Annotated in this window: 22 protein-coding genes, 1 pseudogene and 1 other annotated feature; of the genes and pseudogenes, 14 read left to right on the top strand and 9 right to left on the bottom strand. The window is 33.9% G+C overall.

Annotation, left to right across the window (positions count from 1 at the left end; genetic code table 11):
- Positions 1-3: 3 nt before the first annotated feature.
- Positions 4-792: a hypothetical protein gene (locus tag ACLBXA_RS15555; protein WP_000232602.1), complete on the bottom strand. Its 789-nt coding sequence runs from the start codon at positions 790-792 to the stop codon at positions 4-6.
- 176 nt (positions 793-968) lie between these two features.
- Here ACLBXA_RS15555 and deoD point away from each other — a divergent pair, with 176 nt between their 5' ends.
- The 4 genes from deoD to ACLBXA_RS15535 all read left to right on the top strand — a co-directional run bounded on the left by deoD (position 969) and on the right by ACLBXA_RS15535 (position 4751).
- On the top strand, positions 969-1676 hold the full coding sequence (gene deoD, locus ACLBXA_RS15550) for a purine-nucleoside phosphorylase (RefSeq protein ID WP_000110707.1): 708 nt from the start codon (positions 969-971) through the stop codon (positions 1674-1676).
- 306 nt (positions 1677-1982) lie between these two features.
- Entirely contained in the window at positions 1983-3797 is a 1815-nt protein-coding gene (locus ACLBXA_RS15545; RefSeq protein ID WP_447617309.1) for a sensor histidine kinase, read from the top strand.
- Positions 3798-3904: 107 nt separating this feature from the next.
- Positions 3905-4435, top strand: a complete 531-nt coding sequence (locus ACLBXA_RS15540; RefSeq protein ID WP_000806236.1) for a tyrosine-type recombinase/integrase — start codon at positions 3905-3907, stop codon at positions 4433-4435.
- A 121-nt stretch (positions 4436-4556) separates the two neighbouring features.
- Positions 4557-4751: a DUF3924 domain-containing protein gene (locus ACLBXA_RS15535; RefSeq protein ID WP_001094856.1), complete on the top strand. Its 195-nt coding sequence runs from the start codon at positions 4557-4559 to the stop codon at positions 4749-4751.
- Between the two features lie 214 nt (positions 4752-4965).
- On the opposite strand, the gene ACLBXA_RS15530 is transcribed toward ACLBXA_RS15535, so the two are convergent.
- Complete coding sequence (locus ACLBXA_RS15530; RefSeq protein WP_000897362.1) at positions 4966-5811, bottom strand: DUF72 domain-containing protein; 846 nt, start codon at positions 5809-5811, stop codon at positions 4966-4968.
- Positions 5812-5962: 151 nt separating this feature from the next.
- Between ACLBXA_RS15530 and ACLBXA_RS15525 the strand changes: the two genes are divergently transcribed.
- The 3 genes and pseudogenes from ACLBXA_RS15525 to ACLBXA_RS15515 all read left to right on the top strand — a co-directional run bounded on the left by ACLBXA_RS15525 (position 5963) and on the right by ACLBXA_RS15515 (position 8687).
- The gene (locus ACLBXA_RS15525; protein WP_063675147.1) at positions 5963-7228 is read left to right on the top strand and encodes an ATP-binding protein; all 1266 of its coding nucleotides are present in this window, start codon (positions 5963-5965) and stop codon (positions 7226-7228) included.
- 206 nt (positions 7229-7434) lie between these two features.
- Positions 7435-8041: pseudogene (locus ACLBXA_RS15520) on the top strand (Gly-Xaa-Xaa repeat protein).
- 217 nt (positions 8042-8258) lie between these two features.
- Positions 8259-8687: a hypothetical protein gene (locus ACLBXA_RS15515; protein WP_001265587.1), complete on the top strand. Its 429-nt coding sequence runs from the start codon at positions 8259-8261 to the stop codon at positions 8685-8687.
- An 80-nt stretch (positions 8688-8767) separates the two neighbouring features.
- Here ACLBXA_RS15515 and ACLBXA_RS15510 read toward each other — a convergent pair whose 3' ends face one another.
- Positions 8768-10810, bottom strand: coding sequence for a transglycosylase domain-containing protein (locus ACLBXA_RS15510; RefSeq protein WP_079245290.1), 2043 nt, complete (start codon positions 10808-10810; stop codon positions 8768-8770).
- 311 nt (positions 10811-11121) lie between these two features.
- Here ACLBXA_RS15510 and ACLBXA_RS15505 point away from each other — a divergent pair, with 311 nt between their 5' ends.
- The 3 genes from ACLBXA_RS15505 to ACLBXA_RS15495 all read left to right on the top strand — a co-directional run bounded on the left by ACLBXA_RS15505 (position 11122) and on the right by ACLBXA_RS15495 (position 13670).
- Complete coding sequence (locus ACLBXA_RS15505; RefSeq protein WP_000231445.1) at positions 11122-11742, top strand: DUF47 domain-containing protein; 621 nt, start codon at positions 11122-11124, stop codon at positions 11740-11742.
- Between the two features lie 11 nt (positions 11743-11753).
- On the top strand, positions 11754-12752 hold the full coding sequence (locus ACLBXA_RS15500; protein ID WP_000380276.1) for an inorganic phosphate transporter: 999 nt from the start codon (positions 11754-11756) through the stop codon (positions 12750-12752).
- A 117-nt stretch (positions 12753-12869) separates the two neighbouring features.
- A complete protein-coding gene (locus ACLBXA_RS15495) occupies positions 12870-13670 on the top strand; it encodes a sulfite exporter TauE/SafE family protein (RefSeq protein WP_000455760.1) in 801 nt (266 codons plus the stop codon).
- Between the two features lie 293 nt (positions 13671-13963).
- Here ACLBXA_RS15495 and ACLBXA_RS15490 read toward each other — a convergent pair whose 3' ends face one another.
- Entirely contained in the window at positions 13964-14191 is a 228-nt protein-coding gene (locus ACLBXA_RS15490) for a hypothetical protein (RefSeq protein WP_000882911.1), read from the bottom strand.
- A gap of 170 nt (positions 14192-14361) precedes the next feature.
- Here ACLBXA_RS15490 and ACLBXA_RS15485 point away from each other — a divergent pair, with 170 nt between their 5' ends.
- On the top strand, positions 14362-14874 hold the full coding sequence (locus tag ACLBXA_RS15485) for a Crp/Fnr family transcriptional regulator (protein WP_000600585.1): 513 nt from the start codon (positions 14362-14364) through the stop codon (positions 14872-14874).
- A gap of 32 nt (positions 14875-14906) precedes the next feature.
- Here ACLBXA_RS15485 and hmpA read toward each other — a convergent pair whose 3' ends face one another.
- From hmpA to ACLBXA_RS15470, 3 genes are all read right to left on the bottom strand, one after another.
- On the bottom strand, positions 14907-16115 hold the full coding sequence (gene hmpA / locus ACLBXA_RS15480; protein WP_000947319.1) for an NO-inducible flavohemoprotein: 1209 nt from the start codon (positions 16113-16115) through the stop codon (positions 14907-14909).
- A 159-nt stretch (positions 16116-16274) separates the two neighbouring features.
- The gene (locus ACLBXA_RS15475; RefSeq protein ID WP_000735433.1) at positions 16275-16793 is read right to left on the bottom strand and encodes a hypothetical protein; all 519 of its coding nucleotides are present in this window, start codon (positions 16791-16793) and stop codon (positions 16275-16277) included.
- A gap of 114 nt (positions 16794-16907) precedes the next feature.
- On the bottom strand, positions 16908-18005 hold the full coding sequence (locus ACLBXA_RS15470) for a site-2 protease family protein (protein ID WP_447617308.1): 1098 nt from the start codon (positions 18003-18005) through the stop codon (positions 16908-16910).
- A 148-nt stretch (positions 18006-18153) separates the two neighbouring features.
- On the opposite strand from ACLBXA_RS15470, the gene ACLBXA_RS15465 reads away from it, so the two are divergent.
- Entirely contained in the window at positions 18154-18351 is a 198-nt protein-coding gene (locus ACLBXA_RS15465; protein WP_001053359.1) for a hypothetical protein, read from the top strand.
- Positions 18352-18549: 198 nt separating this feature from the next.
- Here ACLBXA_RS15465 and ACLBXA_RS15460 read toward each other — a convergent pair whose 3' ends face one another.
- A complete protein-coding gene (locus ACLBXA_RS15460; protein WP_000677055.1) occupies positions 18550-19401 on the bottom strand; it encodes a hypothetical protein in 852 nt (283 codons plus the stop codon).
- 108 nt (positions 19402-19509) lie between these two features.
- Between ACLBXA_RS15460 and ACLBXA_RS15455 the strand changes: the two genes are divergently transcribed.
- Positions 19510-20286 (top strand): class I SAM-dependent methyltransferase, encoded by a 777-nt coding sequence (locus ACLBXA_RS15455; protein ID WP_098832696.1) that lies wholly within the window; start codon positions 19510-19512, stop codon positions 20284-20286.
- 40 nt (positions 20287-20326) lie between these two features.
- On the opposite strand, the gene ACLBXA_RS15450 is transcribed toward ACLBXA_RS15455, so the two are convergent.
- The gene (locus ACLBXA_RS15450) at positions 20327-20536 is read right to left on the bottom strand and encodes a hypothetical protein (protein ID WP_000880630.1); all 210 of its coding nucleotides are present in this window, start codon (positions 20534-20536) and stop codon (positions 20327-20329) included.
- A gap of 272 nt (positions 20537-20808) precedes the next feature.
- Positions 20809-21067 (top strand) — a binding site (T-box leader).
- A gap of 56 nt (positions 21068-21123) precedes the next feature.
- On the opposite strand from ACLBXA_RS15450, the gene brnQ3 reads away from it, so the two are divergent.
- Positions 21124-22470: a branched-chain amino acid transport system II carrier protein BrnQ3 gene (brnQ3, locus tag ACLBXA_RS15445; protein ID WP_001099170.1), complete on the top strand. Its 1347-nt coding sequence runs from the start codon at positions 21124-21126 to the stop codon at positions 22468-22470.
- Positions 22471-22493: the final 23 nt, after the last annotated feature.

The following is a 22493-nucleotide window of genomic DNA, read 5'->3' as shown; positions in this document are numbered from 1 at the left end:
TTCTTAGCTGTTTTTTCTTTTTTGAACTTGTACAATAAATTCTTTTTCATATTTCTTACCATTTATATAGAAATTCCCCCACATTTTATACGTACCCTCGGCAGGAAATGTAATACGGTATTGTAATTGTTCATCCGTATCCACAGGCATAGCGTATAAAAAGTTCTCCTTCGTTTCATCCACGATATAGAGTGACTCTACTTCTCCTCTCTCTGAATGTAATTTCAATTTTTCACCCTTTTTCGCTTGAAACTGAAATGTTAACGTAACTGGTTCATTCGGATGTAATGCGCCAAATAAAAGAGAAACTTCATACTCCCCTATTTTTTTTGTAAGTACACTGTCGATTGGAAATTTCACTTTTTTCTTATTGTTCTCCTCTTTCGTTCTACCAAAATCTTTCCTAGCGAATGACTCTACGGACTTATTTTTATCTTCGTATAAAAATATCGTATATTCTTCATCTTTCGCTATTTTGGAAGATAACTTATATGACCCGTTCCCTGCAAATGTAGGTTTAATTTGTTGTATGTGTTTTAACTGTCCATCTACAATCACTGCCCGTATTTGATCATTTACACCACGAATTTCATTATTCTTTTTGTTTAACAACTGAAATACAATATCTACTTTCTCATTTCCCTTTCCATTTGACACATCCCACTTTACTTCCTGAACATCTCCTACAGTCTCTTCGTTTTCTTGATATTTTTTTATGTAAAATCCTCCTGCCACAATAAGTACTAACGCAATAAGCCCAATGACAAGATTTTTCAAAACATCACCTACCATTTTTATTGTCTCTGTTCACATAAAACTTCTTAAGCTATATATTCTAGATTATGATTTATGAAATCCTCCTATTTTGCACATATTACAAATAATAAAAAGATTTTAATTGAAAGGATTCGTAGTGTATAATGCAAATGATATTGATTTCTATCAATACATTATAAGGAGGACTTTTCATGAGTGTACATATCGAAGCAAAACAAGGCGAAATCGCTGAATCTATTCTATTACCAGGTGATCCATTACGTGCAAAATATATCGCTGAAACATTTCTAGAGGATGTTACTTGCTATAATAACGTACGTGGTATGTTAGGTTTTACTGGAACTTATAAAGGAAAACGTGTATCTGTTCAAGGTACAGGTATGGGTGTTCCTTCTATTTCTATTTATGTAAACGAATTAATCCAAAGCTACGGAGTTAAAAATTTAATTCGCGTTGGCACTTGCGGTGCAATTCAAAAAGATGTAAAAGTTCGTGATGTTATTATCGCAATGACGGCTTGTACTGATTCTAATATGAACCGTTTAACATTCCCAGGATTTGATTTCGCACCAGCTGCAAACTTTGATCTTTTAAAGAAAGCTTACGATGCTGGAACTGAAAAAGGATTACACGTTCGTGTCGGTAACGTCTTAACAGCAGATGTGTTTTATCGCGAAAGCATGGACATGGTTAAAAAACTTGGAGATTACGGTGTATTAGCAGTAGAAATGGAAACAACTGCTCTTTATACATTAGCAGCGAAATACGGCGTAAATGCATTATCTGTATTAACAGTTAGCGATCACATCTTCACTGGCGAAGAAACAACATCTGAAGAGCGTCAAACTACATTTAACGAAATGATTGAAATCGCTTTAGATGCAGCAATTCAACAATAATACACTAAAGAACTTGTCATACGTCTGGCGAGTTCTTTTTATGTGACTTTTTATAAATAACTATTTTATAAAGAGACAGATTTCTCCCCTCTACTTTATTGTAACGTTTGTTATAATAAAGTGAAACTTTAATCAGTGGTTTTTTTCCATCCCCCACTGATTATTAGTTGAACCAATCAGGCTTTTACGGACAGTTGATCTCCCACCTACTAACTCCCTTGTATTCGCCGAATTTTGAAGTGGAAGTCTTATTGCCCGAGCGGGATAAAGAAATCATTTACAGTATTTCTCATAAGAGGTGACGCAGTGAAAAACAGAAGTATCGTCTTTAAACTATTTTTATTAACATCAACTTTATTTACAATAATATTCCTACTTTTTTTCCTAGGACAATCTCTATTTTTAGAGAAATTTTATATTAATAAAAAAGTAAAAACAGTTCAAACTGCTTTTGAAAAATTCGTAGATAATTATGACAAAAGTGATAAAAGTTATGAGAAAGTTAGAAAACTAAAACAAGAATTTCATGATAAAACAAATGCCGATATGCAGTTTTTGGATTCTAACGGTATTATTAAAAGTGATAACAATTACTATATCGATGTATTTAATCCCAACAATAATAAACAGTATTCCATTCCACTCAATAACCTTTTAACACCAGAAGAATATAATAAATTCGAAAATTTAGGTTTAAAAAAAGATGTAATAATTAATGTTGATGGAGTCGTACAAGAGAATAATATTATTACACCACAAAAATTAGGAACGAATTATAATCAATGGCAAAACGAACATTTCTATTCGGATTTTCAGTCAATTAATGGTAATCCTTCTAAGAATAGACTTGCAAGCCGATACAAATCTACAACTCGTATCGGCTTTACAGGTGTTATAACTAAGTTACAGCTCCCATCAAAAGCTGAGGTTCGTCTTGCAAATGATATTGAAACATTACAAGCCGTTCAATATTTTGCAGATATTATTAGAGATGGCACTTCTAACTCGAACCAATTAAACACTTTCATATTAGATGGCGGCGAAAATATAAAAAATAGTATCTTTGTAAAGCCGATTATAGAAAACGGAAAGATTACAGAATATGCTTTTGCGATAGCGTCTTTACAACCCGTTAATGAAGCGATGCTAGTTTTAAAAGACTATTATGTTTATGCCTTAATCATCGTGTTTCTCGTTATTATTTTGTTATCCTTCTACTACTCAAAAATCATTGTTAAGCCATTAATTAAAATGAATCGTGTTACAAAAAAAATGGCTAATTTTGATTTCAGCGAGAAATTACCTGTTACAGCCGACGATGAAATTGGTGGGCTTTCCGGCAGTATCAATACATTATCTGTAAATTTAAAAGATCGAATCGATCGATTAAATGTTGCCAATACAAAGTTACAACAAGACATTGAACGTGAACGTCAATTAGAGAAAACAAGAAAAGAATTCATTTCTGGCGTATCACACGAATTAAAAACACCACTGAGTGTAATTAGAAGTTTTGCAGAAGGTATTAAAGATGGTGTTAGTAAGGATACTTCGTATTATACTGATGTTATTTTAGAAGAAACAGAAAATATGAACAGGCTGATTGTTGAAATGTTAGAATTAGCAAAGTTAGAATCTGGTACTTACAAACTAGATATGACGACGTTCTCAATTGGTGAATTAACGCAACAAGTCTATACAAAATTATTATTTAGCATGGAAGAAAAGCATCTACAAGTGAACGTCGATGCAGACCCTTCTATACTTGTTAAAGCAAATCGTAGCCGTATTGAGCAAGTAGTTGTGAACTTACTAAGTAATGCAATCCGCTATACGCCGGATGGAGAAAAAATACAAGTCTCCATTATAGAAGCAGAAGATACCGTAAAAATCGAAATCGAAAATACAGGAAACCCTATCCCTGAAGAAAGTCTTGAAAAAATTTGGGATCGCTTCTATCGCCTAGATGCATCACGTAGCCGTCACACCGGAGGTACCGGTCTCGGATTATCTATTGTAAAAAACATTTTAGACCTCCATCATGCCGAGTACGGTGTGTATAATACGACTAACAGTGTTGTATTCTATTTCAATTTACAAAAAGTAAAAGAAGTCAAATAATTTGTCTTAATTTCACTAGGAGTTCACATGAAATTCACACTCTCCCTTTATAGTAAGAAACAAGTTAATCCTTTCCTTTACACATATAAAAGAGGAGAGTGCGTGAAATGAAACAAGCAGGACAACCTATTCAAAATGAAAAACAATTAGAAACTATCAAAAATATACTTTTACAATCTTCGAAACGTGATGGCTTATTATTCGTATTAGCTGTAAATTCTGGCTTAAAAGTAAGTGAAATCTTACAATTAAAAGTTAGTGATGTAATCGATGAAAATGAAAATGTTCGCCATTCCATTTTATTTTACAATGAAAAAGTGAAGAAACATAAATGGTTTGCTGTAAATGAAGACTTACAGCACGCAATCGAAGACTACATGAAAGAACGTAAAACTTGGAAACGTAATGAACCATTGTTAAAATCTCAAAAAGGAACAAAATCTATTACGAGACAACATGCATGGTACATTTTAAACAAAGCTGCAAAAGAAGTTGGATTAGAAGGGATTAGCTCACATACACTTCGAAAAACTTGGGGTTATTGTGCATACAAATCAGGTGTTGATATTGCATTTTTACAACACTTCTTTGATCACAGTACTCCATCAAAAACTTTAAAGTATATCGGTATTGCTTAATAACTCTTATACATAAAAAAGGTTACCATTTGAAAATTTGGTAACCTTTTTTATATTTCATATTCTCTTTTCTTGTCTCTCCTATACTGTAGTGGTACTCTAATAATAAGGGGGAGAAATTATGAACACACTTACAATTGAATTACCAAAAGAAACGGCTGAAAAACTTGATTTATTAAAACAAGCTTACGAAAAGAAAACAGGTGCTTCTATCTCTGAGAGCACTCTCGTGCAAACACTTATCTCAAAAGAATTTATCCAGGCGATAACTCCTTTTGATTTACAACAATTCATCAACGGAAAAGAACAGCATTAATGCTGTTCTTTTTTTATCTCTATTTAAAATATACAAAGTTTTTTATATATTTTTAGAAAAACCATTGACAATGATAATGATAACCATTATCATTTATTATGAAGCCAACAATTGATGAATCAACCAAACGCTCAGTAACATTGTTACCCCTCTTTTTCATATAGAAAGGCACTGTACATTCCCCCTGTTTGTACAGTGCCTTTCTTGTTTATTATCATTCAAAAAAATTTAATTGCTCCGGCTTCGGCTCACCATATGTAATGTTCATCATTTTCATAAGCTGTTTCGCATTATCTGCTGCATCCCCACCTGAATTGTTGTTAAACAGTACGTATATATCCTTTGTTTTCTTTTTTAATTGCTCTAGTCGTTCCACCCATTCTTCCAGTTCTTTATTGTTGTAGCGATATAAACAACGAACCGCTCTCCAATTTTCCCCTTTATCAAGCCAACCATGAACATTTCGACCGTGAAAACGTATTAATGCCATGTTTGAATTCGTAACCTCTAATACGAGTGGCACAGAACCTATCCCAGCCTGTGGTTCATCACAAATTGTATGAACCCATTTCTCCTGTTCTAGAAACTGTAACGTCTTATCTCTCATTTCTGGATAAAACCATGTTTGATTTCGAAATTCTATTGCACATGGTAAACCTTCCATTTTTTCTTTCGTATATCGAAGAAAATCTACATTTTTCTTTTTGCAATCAAACCATGGTGGATATTGAAATAAAATTGTTTTTAATTTATTAGCTTCTATTAAAGGAAGAATGGACTGCTTATACACATCAAACATCTCATCAAACGTAGAAAAAGGAAATTCCCCTTTCATATGTCCTGTCATTCCTTGATACGCTTTTACGACAAAAGAAAAATCTTTCGGCGTTTCCATTGCCCATTTTATATAATTTCGTGCAGGTTGCATCGCGTAAAATGAACTATCCACTTCCACAATAGGAAAATACTCACTATATGTTCGTAATTTATTTCTATTTTCATAGGAATCTACGTATAAAGAATCATGATCTCCCCATCCTGTCACTCCAATGAACAGCACATATATTCCTCCCTTTTTAACTTTATCTTCTATTCACTCCCCAAACACTTTTGCTAATCAATTTCATTAAGTGGCCCTTTCTTTAAGAGTATCCTTATTAAAATATGATATACTATATGGAAGAATTTTTAAAATGAGGGGTTATTTATTTATGCTTCCAAACGATGCTACTGTATCTCATGAAAAACGAATTGAAGAACTAGAAAATAAAGTGCGTTTTTATGAAGAACTTGTAAATCAATTACCACATCATTTCACATACAAAAATCCACATATTGGTTTACAAATAAAGAAAACTAGAGCAACTCATTCCATTCAAGAAATACCAAAAGAGAATAAAGAGGCTCATTTTCAACTTACTTGTGATTCATTATTCTTATTTGAACAACTTGAAAAACACTTTGTACATATTTTTGATGCCTTTTCACATCATGTAACCTTTGTCGATAGTAAAGGGAATATTACTTTATGTAATCAAGTTGCCGCAGATGATTTCGGTGTAATACGAAATGATATTATCGGAAAACCGATTCAACAATTACTAAACTTGCCGGAAGAAAAAATTAAAGCGATTGAAACATTAAGAACGGGAACAGAAATATATAATGAAGAAGTTTTAGACAAAAACTATGGCATTATAAACAACCGAATTATTCGCGATTATAACGGGGAGATTTTTAGGGTTATTAGTGTCTTTCATTATTTAAACACAGAGCGTGATGCAGAGAAGTTTTCGTTAGCAGGACGAATCGCAGCCGGAATTGCACACGAGGTACGAAACCCTCTTACGACAGTACGAGGATACTTACAATTTTTACAAGAAAGTGTTTCTCCATCAAATAAAGAGTTATTTAAAAGCTTACTTATCCCTGAATTAGATCGTGCAAATAGTATTATTACAAAATTTTTAGCCATTTCAAAAACACGTGAATTTACAAGAGAACCGTTTCCTATTAATACATTTTTATGCGACTATATTCAACAGTTACTAGCTAGTGAAGTCTTCTTGCATAACATTTCAATTGATTATAACTTTTCTAATGAATTAGATGATATTTTAGTCAATATTGATCGACATGAACTTGTTCAAGTATTTTTAAACCTATTTCAAAATGCCGTCGATGCTCAAGGCGAAAAGCCTCTTTCTATTCAAATCACTAGTTATCGCCTAGATAACTTCGTTCGGATTACTTTCACAGACAATGGAATTGGTATTCCTCTAGCTATTCAAGAATATATCTTTGATCCATTCTTCTCAACGAAGGATTCGGGGACAGGACTAGGCTTATCAGTAACAAAAAAAATCATCCAAAATCATAACGGTACGCTCAAAATGACTAGTGATCCAGACGGTACAACCTTCACTGTTTCTATTCCGATTTTACCTAAAGTAAATCGTGAAGCAATTAACTTATAAAATGAGAATGCTGTTCTATTAACTCCCTTTAATTGTTAAGCACACTCTAACAATTAAAGGGAGTTTTTTAAAACATATAGATTTTTCTCTACTTCTTTATTGTTCGTGTTAGGTAGGTAAACTTCTTATTTTTTGAGAAATAGTAGTTTGTCCATCACGAATTTAATTTAAATTTCATTATAATACATAGTAACGACTATTATTCTATGAAAGAAAGGAATGCAAAGATAAACAACAAAAATAAAGGGAAAGTATTTTATGGTAATGATTGTTGCGAAGTAAGAGCTTGTAGTTATATCAACATCTCTAAGTCCGAACTTAAATAATTTGTTAGACTTCTTCAAGCTCTCGGCCAAGCTATTCAAGCTGTCTTATTTCAATATGGATCTGGTTCCTAGGTGGAGGCGCTACTGGACCAGCGGGTACTCCGATTCGGGTAACTATAGCTGCAATAGGAAACTCCAATGCTCAAACAATATCAACTGGAATTAATATTCAATTAAATCAAGTTTTTGAAATAAATAATATTAACTTTAATGACACTACACATACTTTACAGGCGTATATGATATTAGTTTCTCGGCATCTACAACTTTCCCAGGCTCTTCACCGTTTGGATTCGGTATTTCATTCAATGGCCAACCACCTACTCGTAATTTTTCAACTAATGTTATCGGTAGTGCTGTTTCTTTCTCTACAATTGTTACTTTACAAGCTGGTACAACGATTTCTGTACAACCTACAGCAAATACTATTTCTATTCCTAACACGGGCGATACAACTGCGACACTATCTGTACTCCGAATTTACTAACCACAATTTCCGATAATATTTTGGGAGGACTAAACACATTTATAAGTAATAGGTGTGTTTTTGATTGTCTATTAAATCTCTCTTTTAATAAAAAGGAGCACTTATTTGGGAGGATAAGTGCTCCTTCTTTACGTTTCTTTACCTCAAATTTACTCTATCTTAATCCTCATTTTGTATGATAAATAATGAAGTCAAAGATATGAAAGAGGGATGAAAAATGAGAGTTATGTCACCGATACGCATTTGGATTGCTCTTATGATATGCATTATTTTATGTGTAGGGTTTTTTTTAACTCTAAAATATTCTACTATTTCAAAAGCAGAGAGAAAAACAGTTCCATACACACTTTTGTATACGAAACAAAACAACATCCTTTATTCCAATTCCACAAATAATGAAAAAAAAGTTATAAAAGGAATGCTTATTACGAAAGCTTCTAGTTACGAAACTCTACTTCAAATTACTGAAACGATTAAAGATCAGTATACAAATAAAGGAATTGATGAAATCACGCTGACTATCCATAATGAAAATAATGGTAGTTATGAAGAAGAATTACCATACGAACCGATTAGTAAAGGAACAATAATCATCACATACGATTCTCAATCCTTTGGCAGTACCAACATTACTCTTAATGAATAGTAGCATTTACCCCACTAATTATGAGCTCACTTCATTTTTTACATGAGAAAGAGGCGAATAACGAAATTCGCCTCTTTCTTTTACCATAACGATGGAATCCACTCTTTCACTTTATTAAACCACTCTTGCTGTTCTTTTTTCCTTTTTTCTTCTTCTTCTTGCCTTTTCTTTTCTTCTTCTTTTCTTCGCTTTTCTTCTTCAATTGTTTGCAATTGTTTTTTATAGTCCGCCTCAGATATTAACGACAATTGGAACGCTTTTTGGGCTGGGTTTGCATTTGCTTTTTTCATGATATCCCGGAACATCGTCGTTGTAATTTGACTACCACCTGGAACATAATGCTCGCTATCTGTTTTGTCATATCCTACCCAAACTGCACCTACTAAATCTGGTGTGTATCCTACAAACCACGAGTCCTTTGCCCCTACGCTCGGGCCATTTACAAGTTGAGTAGTCCCTGTCTTCCCTGCTGTATCAACATTAGTAACTTTCGCTTTTCCACCTGTTCCCTTTTCTACAACACCTTTTAATAAATACGTCATCTTTTGAGCAATTTTCTCACTCGTCACTCGTGTCTCTTTCTTATACCATTTCCCTATTATTTCCCCTTCAGCATTTTGAACTTCTCTAATTGCATGAGCCTCTACTTGAACCCCATCATTAGCAAATGTACTATATGCTTGGGCCATTACAAATGGTGATGTCCCTACATGCATCCCACCTAAAGCAATTGGATACGTACGGTCTTCTGGTACTAACGGAATACCAAATCGCTCTAAAGATTTCAATCCTTTATCTAATCCTATTTGTTCTAATAGCCACACAGCGGAAACATTATACGACTTTGCTACCGCTTCATACATTGTCACATTACCATGAAAGGCCTGATCACTATTTTTCGGTTCATATTCTTTAATATGAAATGGTTCATCTTTTAATATATCGTATACTTCATACCCTTGTTCTAAAGCGGGTACATATACAGCTAGAGGCTTTAATGTTGAACCTGGCTGTCTTTTTAATTGCGTAGCATGATTAAATTGTAAAAACTGATATGGTCCTCTACCTCCAACTAAAGCTGGAACACCGCCTGTTTTTGGATTTATAAGGACTACACCCGTTTGCATAAGTTGATCTGAGCCACTATCTTTGAAATAACTATCATTATTCACAACATCTTCTACAGCTTGTTGTTTTTTCGGATCAAGCTCTGTATAAATACGATAACCACCTGCTAAAATTTCATTTTGTGTTAATTCATACTTATCCATCGCTTCTCTAACTATATAGTCTACATATTGGGAGTATTTACCTTTGTATTTATCATCAACCCCACGTTTTAATACAAGGCCTGACTCTTTTTCTTTATTGTATTGCTCTTCAGAAATATATCCTTGTTCCTTCATTAAACTTAATACGACATTACGTCGTTCAATTGATTTATTAAAGTTTTTATAAGGAGAATACGCAGACGGCGCTTTAATTAAACCTGCAATCGTTGCAGCTTCTGAAATTGATAAATCTTTTACCTCTTTATCAAAATAAGATTTAGCTGCCCTCTTTATTCCCCAAGCACCTTCCCCAAAATAAATTTGATTCATATACATTTCAATAATTTCATCTTTTGTATAAGTACGTTCTATTTTTTTGGTTAAAAAGTATTCCTTTATTTTACGAGAAAATGTACGATCTTGTGTCAAAAATACATTCTTTGCAAGCTGTTGTGTAATTGTACTTCCCCCTGCTACAACTTCTCCTGCTGTAATATTTTTAAAAACTGCACTTATAATTCCACTATAATAAATACCATGATGGTTAAAAAAACCCTTATCTTCTACTGCAACAATTGCCTGAACCATAATATCAGGAATATCTTTTCTTTTAACACCTTCTGTTTTCGAAGAAGCTAATTTAGTTGCGACCTCATTATTTGCATCATAAATTAAAGTCGGTTGTGGAACAGCTTGTTTTAATTCAGATATGTCTTGAATGGATATTATTATATTTATAGCAATAAATAGAGTAATGAGTACACTTCCCAATACAATTAATGAATTACGAAGTTTCTTCCTCTTATTGAACCACTCAAGCATTTTTTTAAAATGAGTGTTCTTCAATTTCATTCGTTCACTTCCTTCATTTATTTACACTCTTCTTTTTAAAAGGAAGAATATACCGCCTTTTAAATTTACTATAATAACGTAGTCATTCCTATAGTGTAAAGCTTTTCTTTTACATTCATACTTTTTGCAAGAAAAGGACATTCTACAAGTAAGATATTCACTATTGGATATTAATATTATTAATAGAACAACGAGAGTTATGTTAAGTTTTTGTAAACTTTTCGATAAAATGTTTTAAAAAACGACAGTTTTTTGTTAGAATTGATTAGCCAATATATTTTACATATATTACTTTTGTGGGGGTAACAATAATGGTCTTTAAATCAAAAAAAGATAAATTTTCTGAAATGTTAATGAATGTTTCCGAAAATTTAAAAGAAGGCGCGCAGTTTTTCGTGGAGTATAAAATTAAAAATGCTAGCGATTTAAAAGAGTTTTCTATGCGCATGAAAGAGTATGAGTCAAAAGGTGACTCATTTATTCACGAAATCATTATGGAGCTAAACAAAGCGTTTATTACTCCAATTGAACGTGAGGACATCCTACAACTTGCAATGAGTATGGATGATGTATTAGACGGATTAGATCACAGTGCTGGTCTGTTCGAAATGTATTCTATTACAGAAGCTGATGAATACATGATTAAATTCGTGGAAGCAATTAATCAATGTGCGATTGAGATTGCAAACTCTGTTGAACTACTGTCTAAAAAGAAGTTAGTCGACATTCGTACGAACGCGATTAAGATTAAGGATTACGAATCACAATGCGATGATATTCGTCGTCATGCGATTAAGCACTTATTCTCTCGTGAAAAAGATCCGATTAAGATTATTCAATTTAAAGAGATTTACGAAGAGCTTGAAGAAGTAGCTGATAGCTGTCAAAGCGTTGCAAACGTATTAGAAACAATTATTATGAAGAACGCGTAAGGAGTTTGATCATGGATACACTCTTGATACTGACCGTTTTAGTAGTCATTTGCGCTTTAGCTTTTGACTTTATCAATGGATTTCACGATACAGCAAACGCTATTGCAACGGCTGTTTCAACGAAAGCTCTAAAGCCTAGACATGCAATTATTATGGCAGCTATTATGAACTTTTTAGGTGCAATGACATTTACAGGTGTAGCAAAAACGATTACAAAAGATATCGTTGACCCATTTGCTTTACAAAATGGTTCTCTTGTAATTTTAGCTGCTTTGCTTGCGGCGATAGCATGGAACTTAATTACTTGGTACTACGGTATCCCAAGTAGTTCTTCGCATGCAATTATTGGCTCCATCGCAGGTGCAGCCATTGCTGCTGCTGGTATTAGCTCATTAAACCTTAAAGGATTCATTAAAATTCTTGAAGCTTTAATCATTTCACCAATTATCGCTTTCGTTATTGGTTATATCGTTTACAGTATTTTTAAAGTGGTCTTTAAAAACTTTAACTTAACGAAAACGAATAAAAACTTCCGTATATTCCAGATTTTCACTGCAGCATTACAAGCCTATACACACGGTACGAATGATGCACAAAAAGCAATGGGAATCATTACGATGGCTCTTATGGCTAATAACTATCATACTTCTAGCGATATCCCGTTCTGGGTACAATTATCTTGTGCTATCGCAATGGGACTTGGTACTTCTGTCGGTGGATGGAAAATTATTAAAACTGTCGGTGGACAAATTATGAAAATTCGTCCTGTAAATGGTGTAGCTGCCGATTTATCATCATCACTTGTTATTTTCGGTGCAACATTCATTCACTTACCGGTTAGTACGACGCACGTTATCTCTTCTTCTATTTTAGGGGTTGGTGCTTCTCACCGTGTGAAGGGGGTAAAATGGGGAACTGCAAAACGTATGTTAATTACATGGGTTATTACACTTCCTATTTCAGCTTCTTTAGCTGCTCTGTTTTACTACCTATTACATTTTGTTTTCTAATCAAAAGTCGTCTTCCTTATTTTTCTAGGAAGACGACTTTTTTGTGAACAAGCCTATTTCTCATTAAAAAGCGTGTATAATAATTGGTGGATAAGTTATTTAGAGGAGTTGGCAATTTTGGAATACATCATGTTACTTTTCATCGGACTAATCGCCGGGACAGTCGGCAGCCTAGTTGGGCTTGGAGGCGGAATTATTATTGTTCCGTTATTAATTGGATTACACAGTTTATCACCACAACTTGCAGTAGGGACTTCTATGGTAACAGTCGTTTTCACAGGACTATCTTCTACCCTTACTTACATGAAGCATAAGCGAGTGGATTATAAAAGTGGACTTATTTTATTTATCGGAAGCGGTCCTGGTGGTATTATCGGATCATGGGCAAATAAATTTTTAAACCAAGACACATTTTCTTTATACTTTGGGATTTTCCTTATATTCGTCTCAATTCTACTTATGCTTCGAGACAAATTAAAACCTCTTTCCCTCTCAAATACGTCTGTAATTAAGCGTTCTTTTACAGATAATGATGGAAATGCTGTACACTACCAATTCCCACCGTTTCTTGCTATCTTTATCGCCTTTATAGTTGGGTTTATATCTGGGTTATTTGGAATTGGTGGCGGTGCCTTACTTGTTCCAGCAATGATGCTTCTTTTTGCATTCCCAGCACATATTGCAGTAGCAACTTCAATGTTCATCGTATTTCTATCAGCAATTGTAAGTTCTGCAACTCACATCTCACTTGGAAATGTCAGCTGGATTTATGCATTAATCCTTATTCCTGGTGCATGGATCGGCGGAAAAATCGGGGCTTACATTAATACAAAACTGAGTGGTAACGCCGTAATTAATTTATTACGTATTACGTTAATTATTCTTGGAACTAGATTAATCATTATTTCCCTTTTATAACGTATTCTTTTTAGAATGCGTTTTTCTTATACACATGAATATAAAAATCCTCCGAGGAGAACAAATAAAATTAAACAAGCACTTAATAACATATAATTTGAAATATGTACTTTCTTCAAGTTGACCACTCCTATAACTGCGACTGTTATCTTTATGATAGCGAAAAAATAGTTCACTTGCAGTTACAGAGTGCTAACAATGCAAAATCAATTATTACAAATTTTATCCTTATATTTCATTTCTTTGTATATTCTATCGATTTAATAAAAAAAGATGTCATATTGACATCTTTTTTAGTGAAGAAGTGACCATCCCATAAAGTCTTCATGTACTTGGCACGCCCTCTTATCGTTTCGATCATATAATTCAGCATAACTATCTGTTTCTTCATCATAAGCCATCGTATAAATAATTTGGCCGTCTACTTCAACGGATAAAACGACTCCACCTTTCATCTCTTCTACATGAATGATAGCATTCGCCGGAATTCTCATATCCGTCATTCTTATCGCATCTAACAATATACTAAACCCCCTACAGCGTATTCATTGCTAGTACTATTACACACTAAATAGTATACTACTGTAATAGCATACATTTCGTCAATGAAATTGCTGTTGAAATAGCATATTGTCTATATACATATACGCTAAAATAGAAGAAATAGAAACATATTAATGGGGGGCTAACATTGATTCTACACAAAGGAGATGTACTATTCCGTCAAGGCGAGGACGGTCCTTTATACTTTATAAAAACAGGCTTATTAAAAGTAGTTCGGCTAGAAGAAGACGGAACACCATTTTTATTCAACATTATCGTTCCAGGTGAAACGATACCTCATCATTCTTTAATTTCACCGAAAGAATATCACGGTACAGCTATCGCTTTAATAAAGACAGAAGTGGAACCGATCACTAGTAGTGAATGGTACGAGAGACTTCAAGCAAATCCCGAATCATATGCCAACATCGCTATGCAATTGCAATCTAAATTAAGAATGATGCAACAACGAATTGATCAATTGACAACTGTCTCTCCGAAAGAACGTCTTCATCGTTTACAAGAATGGTTCACATTATATTTAGGTGACATTCCTATATATGAAATATTAACACAAACTGAAATTGGTCAACTGATAGGCATACGCCGTGAAACAGTTAACCGTTTATTACGAGAACAAATAAAAAACGAGGTAAAATAAATACCTCGTTTTTTTGTTTATTCTCATCTGTCTTATTGTAAGCTTGTTGCTGGGCCGAAAAATTCATAATGAATATGCTCTTGTTTCACACCTAAATCAGTTAGTGCAGCATTTATATGCTTCATAAATGCTACTGGACCACAGAAATAAAATTCTGCTTCAGTTGTCTGAATAATAGTTTTTAACCATTCGCTTTCAACGAAACCTTCTTTATCAAAGTTCTTCATTTCTAAATCTTTTTCAGTCGGTGCAGAATAACAAGTATATGCTTTAACTTGTTCATATTCATTTTCTACTGCCTTAACGTGTTCTTTCATTGCATGTGTATTACTATTTATTGCTGCATGAATAAAATATACATTACGTTTTGAATCTTGTTCAATTAACGTATTTAACATACTCATCATCGGTGTAATCCCTACTCCACCACTAATTAGTACAACTGGTAATGTTGAATCCATATTTAACACGAAATCTCCCGCTGGTGCACTTACTGGTAAAACATCTCCTTCTTTTACATGTTCATGTAAGTAATTAGACACTTTACCGTCTGGTGTATCTACACCTTTTTCTTTCTTTACACTAATACGATAATATTCTTTCCCAGGTGCATCGGATAAACTGTATTGACGATTATGTGTATATGTCTCACCTTCAATATTGATTTGAACCGTTACATATTGACCTGGGATGAATGAAGAAACTTTCCCTCCATCTTCAGGTTTCAAATAAAATGACGTAATAACATCGCTTTCCTTCACTTTTTTAACAATCACAAAGTTACGGAAGTCTTTCCATCCACCTTCTTTATGTGCAGCTTCTTCATACATCTCTGCTTCAATGCTAATAAATGCATCAGCAATGACACCATATGCTTCTCCCCATGCATTTAAAACTTCATCAGGTGCACCTGCGACCTCTTTAATGGCACGTAGTAAACATGTACCTACAATCGGATAATGCTCAGCTTTAATACCTAAACTTCTATGCTTATGACCAATTTGTTTTACAACTGGAATAATTGCTTCTAAATTATCAATGTACGTTGCAGCTGCATAAACAGCATTCGCTAACGCTTGTTGTTGTCTTCCCTTTTTCTGATTCGTATGGTTGAAAATATTCAATAACTCCGGATGTTCTGAAAATAAAATTTCATAAAATCTCGTTGTAATTTCAACGCCTTTTTCTTGTAATAATGGTACTGTTGACTTTACGATTTCAATTGTTTTTGCACTTAACATTGTATCCCACTCCTCTATTTCCTTAACTGTTTTTAGTTTAACTGAATCTTATAATGCAGATTGTGATTTTAATCACTATTAACACGTTGTTTTTGTGAATAATATATGAACATTGTACTTACAAAAGAAAATAAGCTAACTAGAATTCTAGCTAGCTTATTATTTTGTTTGTATAGCTTGTTCAATTACTTTTATATCTTTCCCCTCGCCAAACTCTGTATACCCCCAGATATTCGTTTCCCCCCTATATTTATTTACGATAATATCCAAGTCATGATATACACGGTGGGCATACACTACATACTCAATATTTTGAAGTTCCACACCTTTTTTTACAATTTCATAGCTTCTATTTACATCGCGTTTTATTTTTTCATTCTTTATTTCCGTATGTATATTTTTTAAAGATGGTTCTTGTTGTTGAAACCATTGCTTAAATTGATTCCAATCCCCGTCTGTATAATTCTCTGCTTTACCGTAATTTAAGAAATTATTATAGCTTTCATGTGTCATTCGAATAAAATCTAGCACTTTTGTCTCTTCTTGCACATCTTCTACTTGAGCTATTGTATTTACCTCAGCAGGCTTATTCGCATAATGTAACAGCACTTTCATAAGACTATAACTCGCGATGATCATTACGATAATAATCCCGAATACACGTAGCAATTTCTTCATATACAGAACTCCTTCTCTACTAAAGATATTATAATGTATGGCTATACTTGTAACATTCTCTCGTAGAAATATACTTCCTGTATAAATTCTTCCTATCATTTCGACAATATTTTTCTATACATTTCTCGTTGGCAAATGTTCTTGTAAAACAATATATCCTTCATAAGCTGTGTAACCGAGTATAGCCATTAATCCGATATAACAAGCAAATACTGTCCATTTCGTTTTCGCATCCACTTTATAATAGTTTTCTTGTTGTTCTTTTTCTATTTTCCATTTATTTAATTTTCTTTCTGACGCTTCAAATGCTTCCCTTATGTGAATTGTATACTCATCTTTTTCATCTTCATATGGAACATAATCTAACGGTTCGAACTTCGGTAAAAGATACTCTAACACTTCCATTTTTTGAAGTTCACCTATTTGTAACTCTTTTTCCCGTTCTCTTTGTCTTAATGCATTCATCTCATGATGCATCATGTATATAGTCCGATGTACAGCACCCGTTTCTTTTAATTCCTCTTCAATCCTAGCAACATATTCTTTCATCCCATCAATTTTATGCCCTAATTCCTTAATCGGCTCATCTCTCTTTATCACTCTATATAATTCCATACAACCGATAATAACAATAAATCCTCCCAAAATACTTTTAAGGTAAATTGAATAGCCAAGTAATAAAATAAGGCCTGCTCCCCAAATTTTAGTGCTGACAACTGAAATAATTCGCCCACCATCTAGCGGCGAAACGGGAATTAAATTAAAGAAATTAATCATACTTCCAAGCAAAATAACAAGCGCCCAAAATGGTTCTTTCGTCATTATGTAAAGCGGTATCGCGGGTAAATATGACAGAAGCCCGAAAAGCGGACCCATATAGGCAATGTAAGCTTCATCTTTTGCATTTTTCGGCATCTCTTTCATTCCAATAAGAGCCCCCATAAATGGGATAAAGATTGCTGGCGATGTTGGAATTCCTTTTCTTTTCGCAGCCCATAAATGGCCCATTTCATGAACAAACAACAAATAAATGAGCGCCACCCCAAATTTCCAACCATATAGAACTGCGTATGCGCCAAGCGATAGAAACATACTAAATACCATTGAAAACTTTGCTAATTTAAAAATTGCAAATATCCACTTTAACTTAGACAGTAAAAATAATCCTATGGCAACAATAATTCCCCATAATCCTTTTTTATTATTTTTCATCTCTCTCCTTTAACCCCCTGTAACGAGTCATACAAGCTCATCAAAAATTATTCTCCTCTTTATTATGACATATTTTTTTCTATTGTTAGAAATAATGTTTATTTAATCCATTTTTAGCCAAAAATATAAATAAAGGAGGTATATACGAATGAATTTACAATCTCTCATAATAAGTGTTTTATCATTTTTAGCTTCAACTCTTATTTTTTATACAGTGAGCTATGTATTATTATTAGATTGGTTGCCAAATCACTTACTTATCACTCTTATCATTCTTTCCGCTCTTATGATTTCATTTCTTATTACACGAAAATCAATGAATGAGCCATCTGCAAAAGCAAAATAATAGAGAGGGTGTTCTTCTCCCCTCTCTATTATCATTTCCTAGGAAAGGCTATATAGAATTTACAATTCAGTTACAGCCAATAAGGGCCTTACCCCAAAATTCAGTTGAAACAAAGAAGTTAAGTGAGAGTCAACGCCGAATTGGCAAAGACTATTAATCAATGAGAAATGAGCAGCCTCCGCCGATTAAATTCTCACTTTATCTTTGGAAATTCATTTTTTCACCATACTCTTTAACGATTTGAATTATATTTTGAAACACACCTATTTTTTCTTTTTCACTGTTTAATATTTTTAAATCATACTTTTCGTAATATGTTTCTAATGATTTTAATTGTGATTCTGAAGCGCCTTTTACCTGCACAGTAGCATGCAATTCATATTGCTTATACCCTTCCTTTACTTTTTCACCTAAAATCATTTCACTCTCTTTTGCTCCAATTAATTTTTGAACTTTTTCTGGGAAAGTGAGTTGCAAATAATATTCTTGTTCCTTCACTAACTTGTTGTATAGTGATTGTGAAATCGTATACCGTACCATATAATTCACGTTTTGATCGCCTGCTTTAATATGAAACGCGGTAATCTGCAAATCTTTTTTTGTTACCTCCGTTAAAGGACCTACCTGCATCTCTTCTTCTTTTTGTTCTGAAACATTTGGAAATATAGCCAAAAGCTTTTCCGTATCTTTTTCATTCAACATATACATAACTTTCTTATATTGCACCCATCCTCGTCTATCTTCTCCCCTTAACCATGCATAATAAGTTTCTTTTTTCCCCTCTCTACTAATTTGTATTTCATATTCAGGTTCACCGAAGCTTCCGGTTATTTCTTGTTTCTCAGCTTTATCCAAAATGTCTATTACTAACTTCGCTTCTGATTCCTGCAACTTTTTCTCTTTATGTTTTTTTTGTATAACGGTTACCCCTATTGTTTCTTTCACTTCATTCACCGTCTCTTCTACTTTTTTTGTTTCTTGTTTTTGCTCAGCTTGACCACAAGCTGCTAGTAACATAACAAATAACAACAATACATATTTCCCTTTCAAATTAATCCTCCTTTTACGATAAGAAATTCTTATAATCTTCATACATAAAACAAAAACGTGACATCCTATTAAATAAGTTATACTAATCATTGAAAGGAGGTCTTTATCATGTCCATTAATTTTCATGATGCAAATAATAAATACACATACGCAACAAGAAACGCTCATATTTCTTGGGCTGAAATGGTAAAAAACATTACAGACATACAAAACAAGCAAATAATTGATATTGGCTGCGGTGGCGGGATTTATACGAAAGAACTCGCTCTTATGGGAGCCAAAAATGTTGTGGGACTTGATTTTTCAAAAGAAATATTACAAGCTGCAAAAGAAAATTGCAACAATTCCCCAAATATTTCTTTCATCCACGGTGATGCACATAATATCCCATACCCTAACGAAACATTCGACATAGTTATTTCGCGCGCAGTTATTCATCATTTACAAGACATTCCTACATTTTTATGTGAAGCTTCTCGTATATTAAATAAAAACGGTGTACTTATTTTACAAGATCGAACGATTGAAGATTGTACAGTTCCAGGAAGTCCCGAACACATTCGTGGATATTTTTTCTCTATATTTCCAAAACTCATTGAAATAGAGTCAAAAAGACGTCCAAAAACCAACACGATACAGAAAGAATTACAAAAACATTCTCTTCACGTGCTTCCCACACAAACACAATGGGAAGTACGAAAAATACATGATTCTGTAGAAGCATTGCTACAAGATTTATCTCCTCGAACAGGTCGATCCATTCTATATGAGTTAACAGATGATGAACTTTCTCAACTTCTACAACATATACAGACCACATTACAAAACGTCTCTCCTATTATTGAAAGAGATCGATGGACAATTTGGAGCGCCATGAAGTTGTAAGGAAGGAAGCCTCACAAAATAATGTGAGGCTTCCTTTCTTTCATAATCTAATTTTGCAACACTCTTGATATCCTCCACTTCTGGCCTGTGCACTTCCACACTTCGGACATACTAAATATCTAGACTGATTTGTCAACAAACTACCTTTTTGAAAGAGTAAAACTTCTGCTTGTTTAAACGAACGCGAATAATATAACCACATAAAACCAATTATAGCAATAATGCCAAATAATACTCCCATCGCAAGCATTTCAGTCACCTCTTTTGGTTTGTTCTTTCCAGCAAGTGGATTGTTGTAATATTCTCTGTAAATTCAAATAATCCCTTCTTTACTCCTATAAATATCAACTTTCTCTATAAATTTTACAATTCTCCACAAATTTTTACTCCCATTTTACAATTCATTATTCCTTTTGCAACAACGAATATTACTTTCGATATTTCCGTATATAAATATATCTTTCAAAAAACATATTGACTTTCTAAAAAAAACATGCAACAATACTGTCAGAATACTTGAATAAAAATTCATTGACGAGAACGAGTACGTTATAGAACTGTTCCCCAGAGAGTTGGCGATTTGCTGAAAGCCAACGTTCAGTGCGTAACCGAAAATCATCTCCGAGAAGTAGAACCGAATGTTACAGTAAGTTCTTACCGGCCGTCCCCCGTTACAAGGAACACGTATCATGTTGTACGTTGCAAAGCCGTATACATATAGATTTATTTCTACATGTGTAAATTAGGGTGGTATCGCGGGTAAATATAACTCGTCCCTTTCTTTAGGGACGAGTTTTTTGTGTTCTTACAAATGAATTTAAAAAAGGAGGAAAAACAATGAACACTGTATCAAAAAAACATATTTTTTTCACGGGTCTTATGCTATTTTCTTTATTTTTTGGGGCAGGTAATTTAATTTTCCCTCCCATGCTTGGCCAAAACGCAGGTGAAAACTTTTGGCCCGCAATGATTGGATTTTTACTAACAGGAGTTGGCTTACCACTACTTACTGTTATCGCAATTTCTCTATCAGGAAATGGAATGCAGCAACTTGCAAGTCATGTTCATCCATTATTCGGAATTTTCTTTACGGTAGTTGTATACATTGCCATCGGTCCATCCATGGGCATCCCACGTGTTGCAAATGTTGCTTATGAAATGGGTGTTAGTTCTTTCTTACCAGAAACAATCCGCTCTAGCAGCCTAGTGCTATTTGTATATACAATCATATTCTTTACTATCGTATTTTGGCTGAGTTTAAATCCATCTAAACTTGTCGATCGTATTGGAAATATATTAACACCTATTTTATTACTCTCAATTTTCTTATTGTTTGTTAAAAGTGTCTTTACACCACTTGGACAATCAGGACCAGCTATGCAAGAGTATCAAACTTCTCCAATCTTCAAAGGCTTTATGGAAGGGTACTTAACAATGGACACCATTTCAGCACTTGCATTTGGAATTATCGTTGTAAATGCAATTCGCTCTAAAGGTGTGAATGATCGTAAGTCCATTGCCATCGCCACAGCAAAAGCAGGGCTTATTGCCGCTACAGGACTCGTACTTGTATATGGTGCACTCGGCTGGCTTGGGACAACTAGTGTCTCTCTCGGATATGCAAAAAATGGTGGACAGCTACTTACTGTTATCGTACAACAATTATTCGGCCCATACGGTTTACTCCTATTATCTCTTATCGTTACACTCGCTTGTTTAACGACATGCGTTGGACTCGTATCTGCGTGCAGCCAATATTTTTCAACATTATTGACTACATTTTCATACAAAACGTTCGCGAGTATCATTTGCGCATTAGGATTATTAGTTGCCAACTTAGGTTTAACAAAAATTATCGCAATCTCTGTTCCAATTCTACTTGTTGTATATCCAATTGCGATTGTACTCGTACTACTATCGTTACTTCATAAATACTTCGGTGGATATCGCTCTGTTTATGTAGGTGCTTTAATCGGAGCAGCAGTTGTGAGCGTATTTGATGGATTAAAACAAGGCGGTATTCCAGTCTCGTTTATCACGTCCAACTTTGAATTTATTCCTTTATATAATGAAGGAATAGGCTGGCTATTACCAGCATTAGCCGGAGCACTTATCGGATTTACTATCGCTAAACTAAACGGTGCTAAAAAAGTTCCCTTAATAACCGACGCAAAAGCATCCTAAAAAAACTCCCGAAAGGGAGTTTT

The sequence above is a fragment of the Bacillus sp. D48C genome (assembly GCF_053345735.1).
Note: the sequence above shows the minus strand (reverse complement) of the source record. Positions and strands in the feature narration are given on the sequence as shown.

What these genes read in the sequence shown, in the direction of transcription:
- ACLBXA_RS15555 (WP_000232602.1), bottom strand. Translation starts at nt 792, where the DNA reads ATGGTAGGTGATGTTTTGAAAAATCTTGTCATTGGGCTTATTGCGTTA.
- deoD (WP_000110707.1), top strand. Translation starts at nt 969, where the DNA reads ATGAGTGTACATATCGAAGCAAAACAAGGCGAAATCGCTGAATCTATT.
- ACLBXA_RS15540 (WP_000806236.1), top strand. Translation starts at nt 3,905, where the DNA reads ATGAAACAAGCAGGACAACCTATTCAAAATGAAAAACAATTAGAAACT.
- ACLBXA_RS15535 (WP_001094856.1), top strand. Translation starts at nt 4,557, where the DNA reads ATGAACACACTTACAATTGAATTACCAAAAGAAACGGCTGAAAAACTT.
- ACLBXA_RS15525 (WP_063675147.1), top strand. Translation starts at nt 5,963, where the DNA reads ATGCTTCCAAACGATGCTACTGTATCTCATGAAAAACGAATTGAAGAA.
- ACLBXA_RS15515 (WP_001265587.1), top strand. Translation starts at nt 8,259, where the DNA reads ATGAGAGTTATGTCACCGATACGCATTTGGATTGCTCTTATGATATGC.
- ACLBXA_RS15510 (WP_079245290.1), bottom strand. Translation starts at nt 10,810, where the DNA reads ATGAAATTGAAGAACACTCATTTTAAAAAAATGCTTGAGTGGTTCAAT.
- ACLBXA_RS15505 (WP_000231445.1), top strand. Translation starts at nt 11,122, where the DNA reads ATGGTCTTTAAATCAAAAAAAGATAAATTTTCTGAAATGTTAATGAAT.
- ACLBXA_RS15500 (WP_000380276.1), top strand. Translation starts at nt 11,754, where the DNA reads ATGGATACACTCTTGATACTGACCGTTTTAGTAGTCATTTGCGCTTTA.
- hmpA (WP_000947319.1), bottom strand. Translation starts at nt 16,115, where the DNA reads ATGTTAAGTGCAAAAACAATTGAAATCGTAAAGTCAACAGTACCATTA.
- ACLBXA_RS15475 (WP_000735433.1), bottom strand. Translation starts at nt 16,793, where the DNA reads ATGAAGAAATTGCTACGTGTATTCGGGATTATTATCGTAATGATCATC.
- ACLBXA_RS15470 (WP_447617308.1), bottom strand. Translation starts at nt 18,005, where the DNA reads ATGAAAAATAATAAAAAAGGATTATGGGGAATTATTGTTGCCATAGGA.
- ACLBXA_RS15465 (WP_001053359.1), top strand. Translation starts at nt 18,154, where the DNA reads ATGAATTTACAATCTCTCATAATAAGTGTTTTATCATTTTTAGCTTCA.
- ACLBXA_RS15455 (WP_098832696.1), top strand. Translation starts at nt 19,510, where the DNA reads ATGTCCATTAATTTTCATGATGCAAATAATAAATACACATACGCAACA.
- ACLBXA_RS15450 (WP_000880630.1), bottom strand. Translation starts at nt 20,536, where the DNA reads ATGCTTGCGATGGGAGTATTATTTGGCATTATTGCTATAATTGGTTTT.
- brnQ3 (WP_001099170.1), top strand. Translation starts at nt 21,124, where the DNA reads ATGAACACTGTATCAAAAAAACATATTTTTTTCACGGGTCTTATGCTA.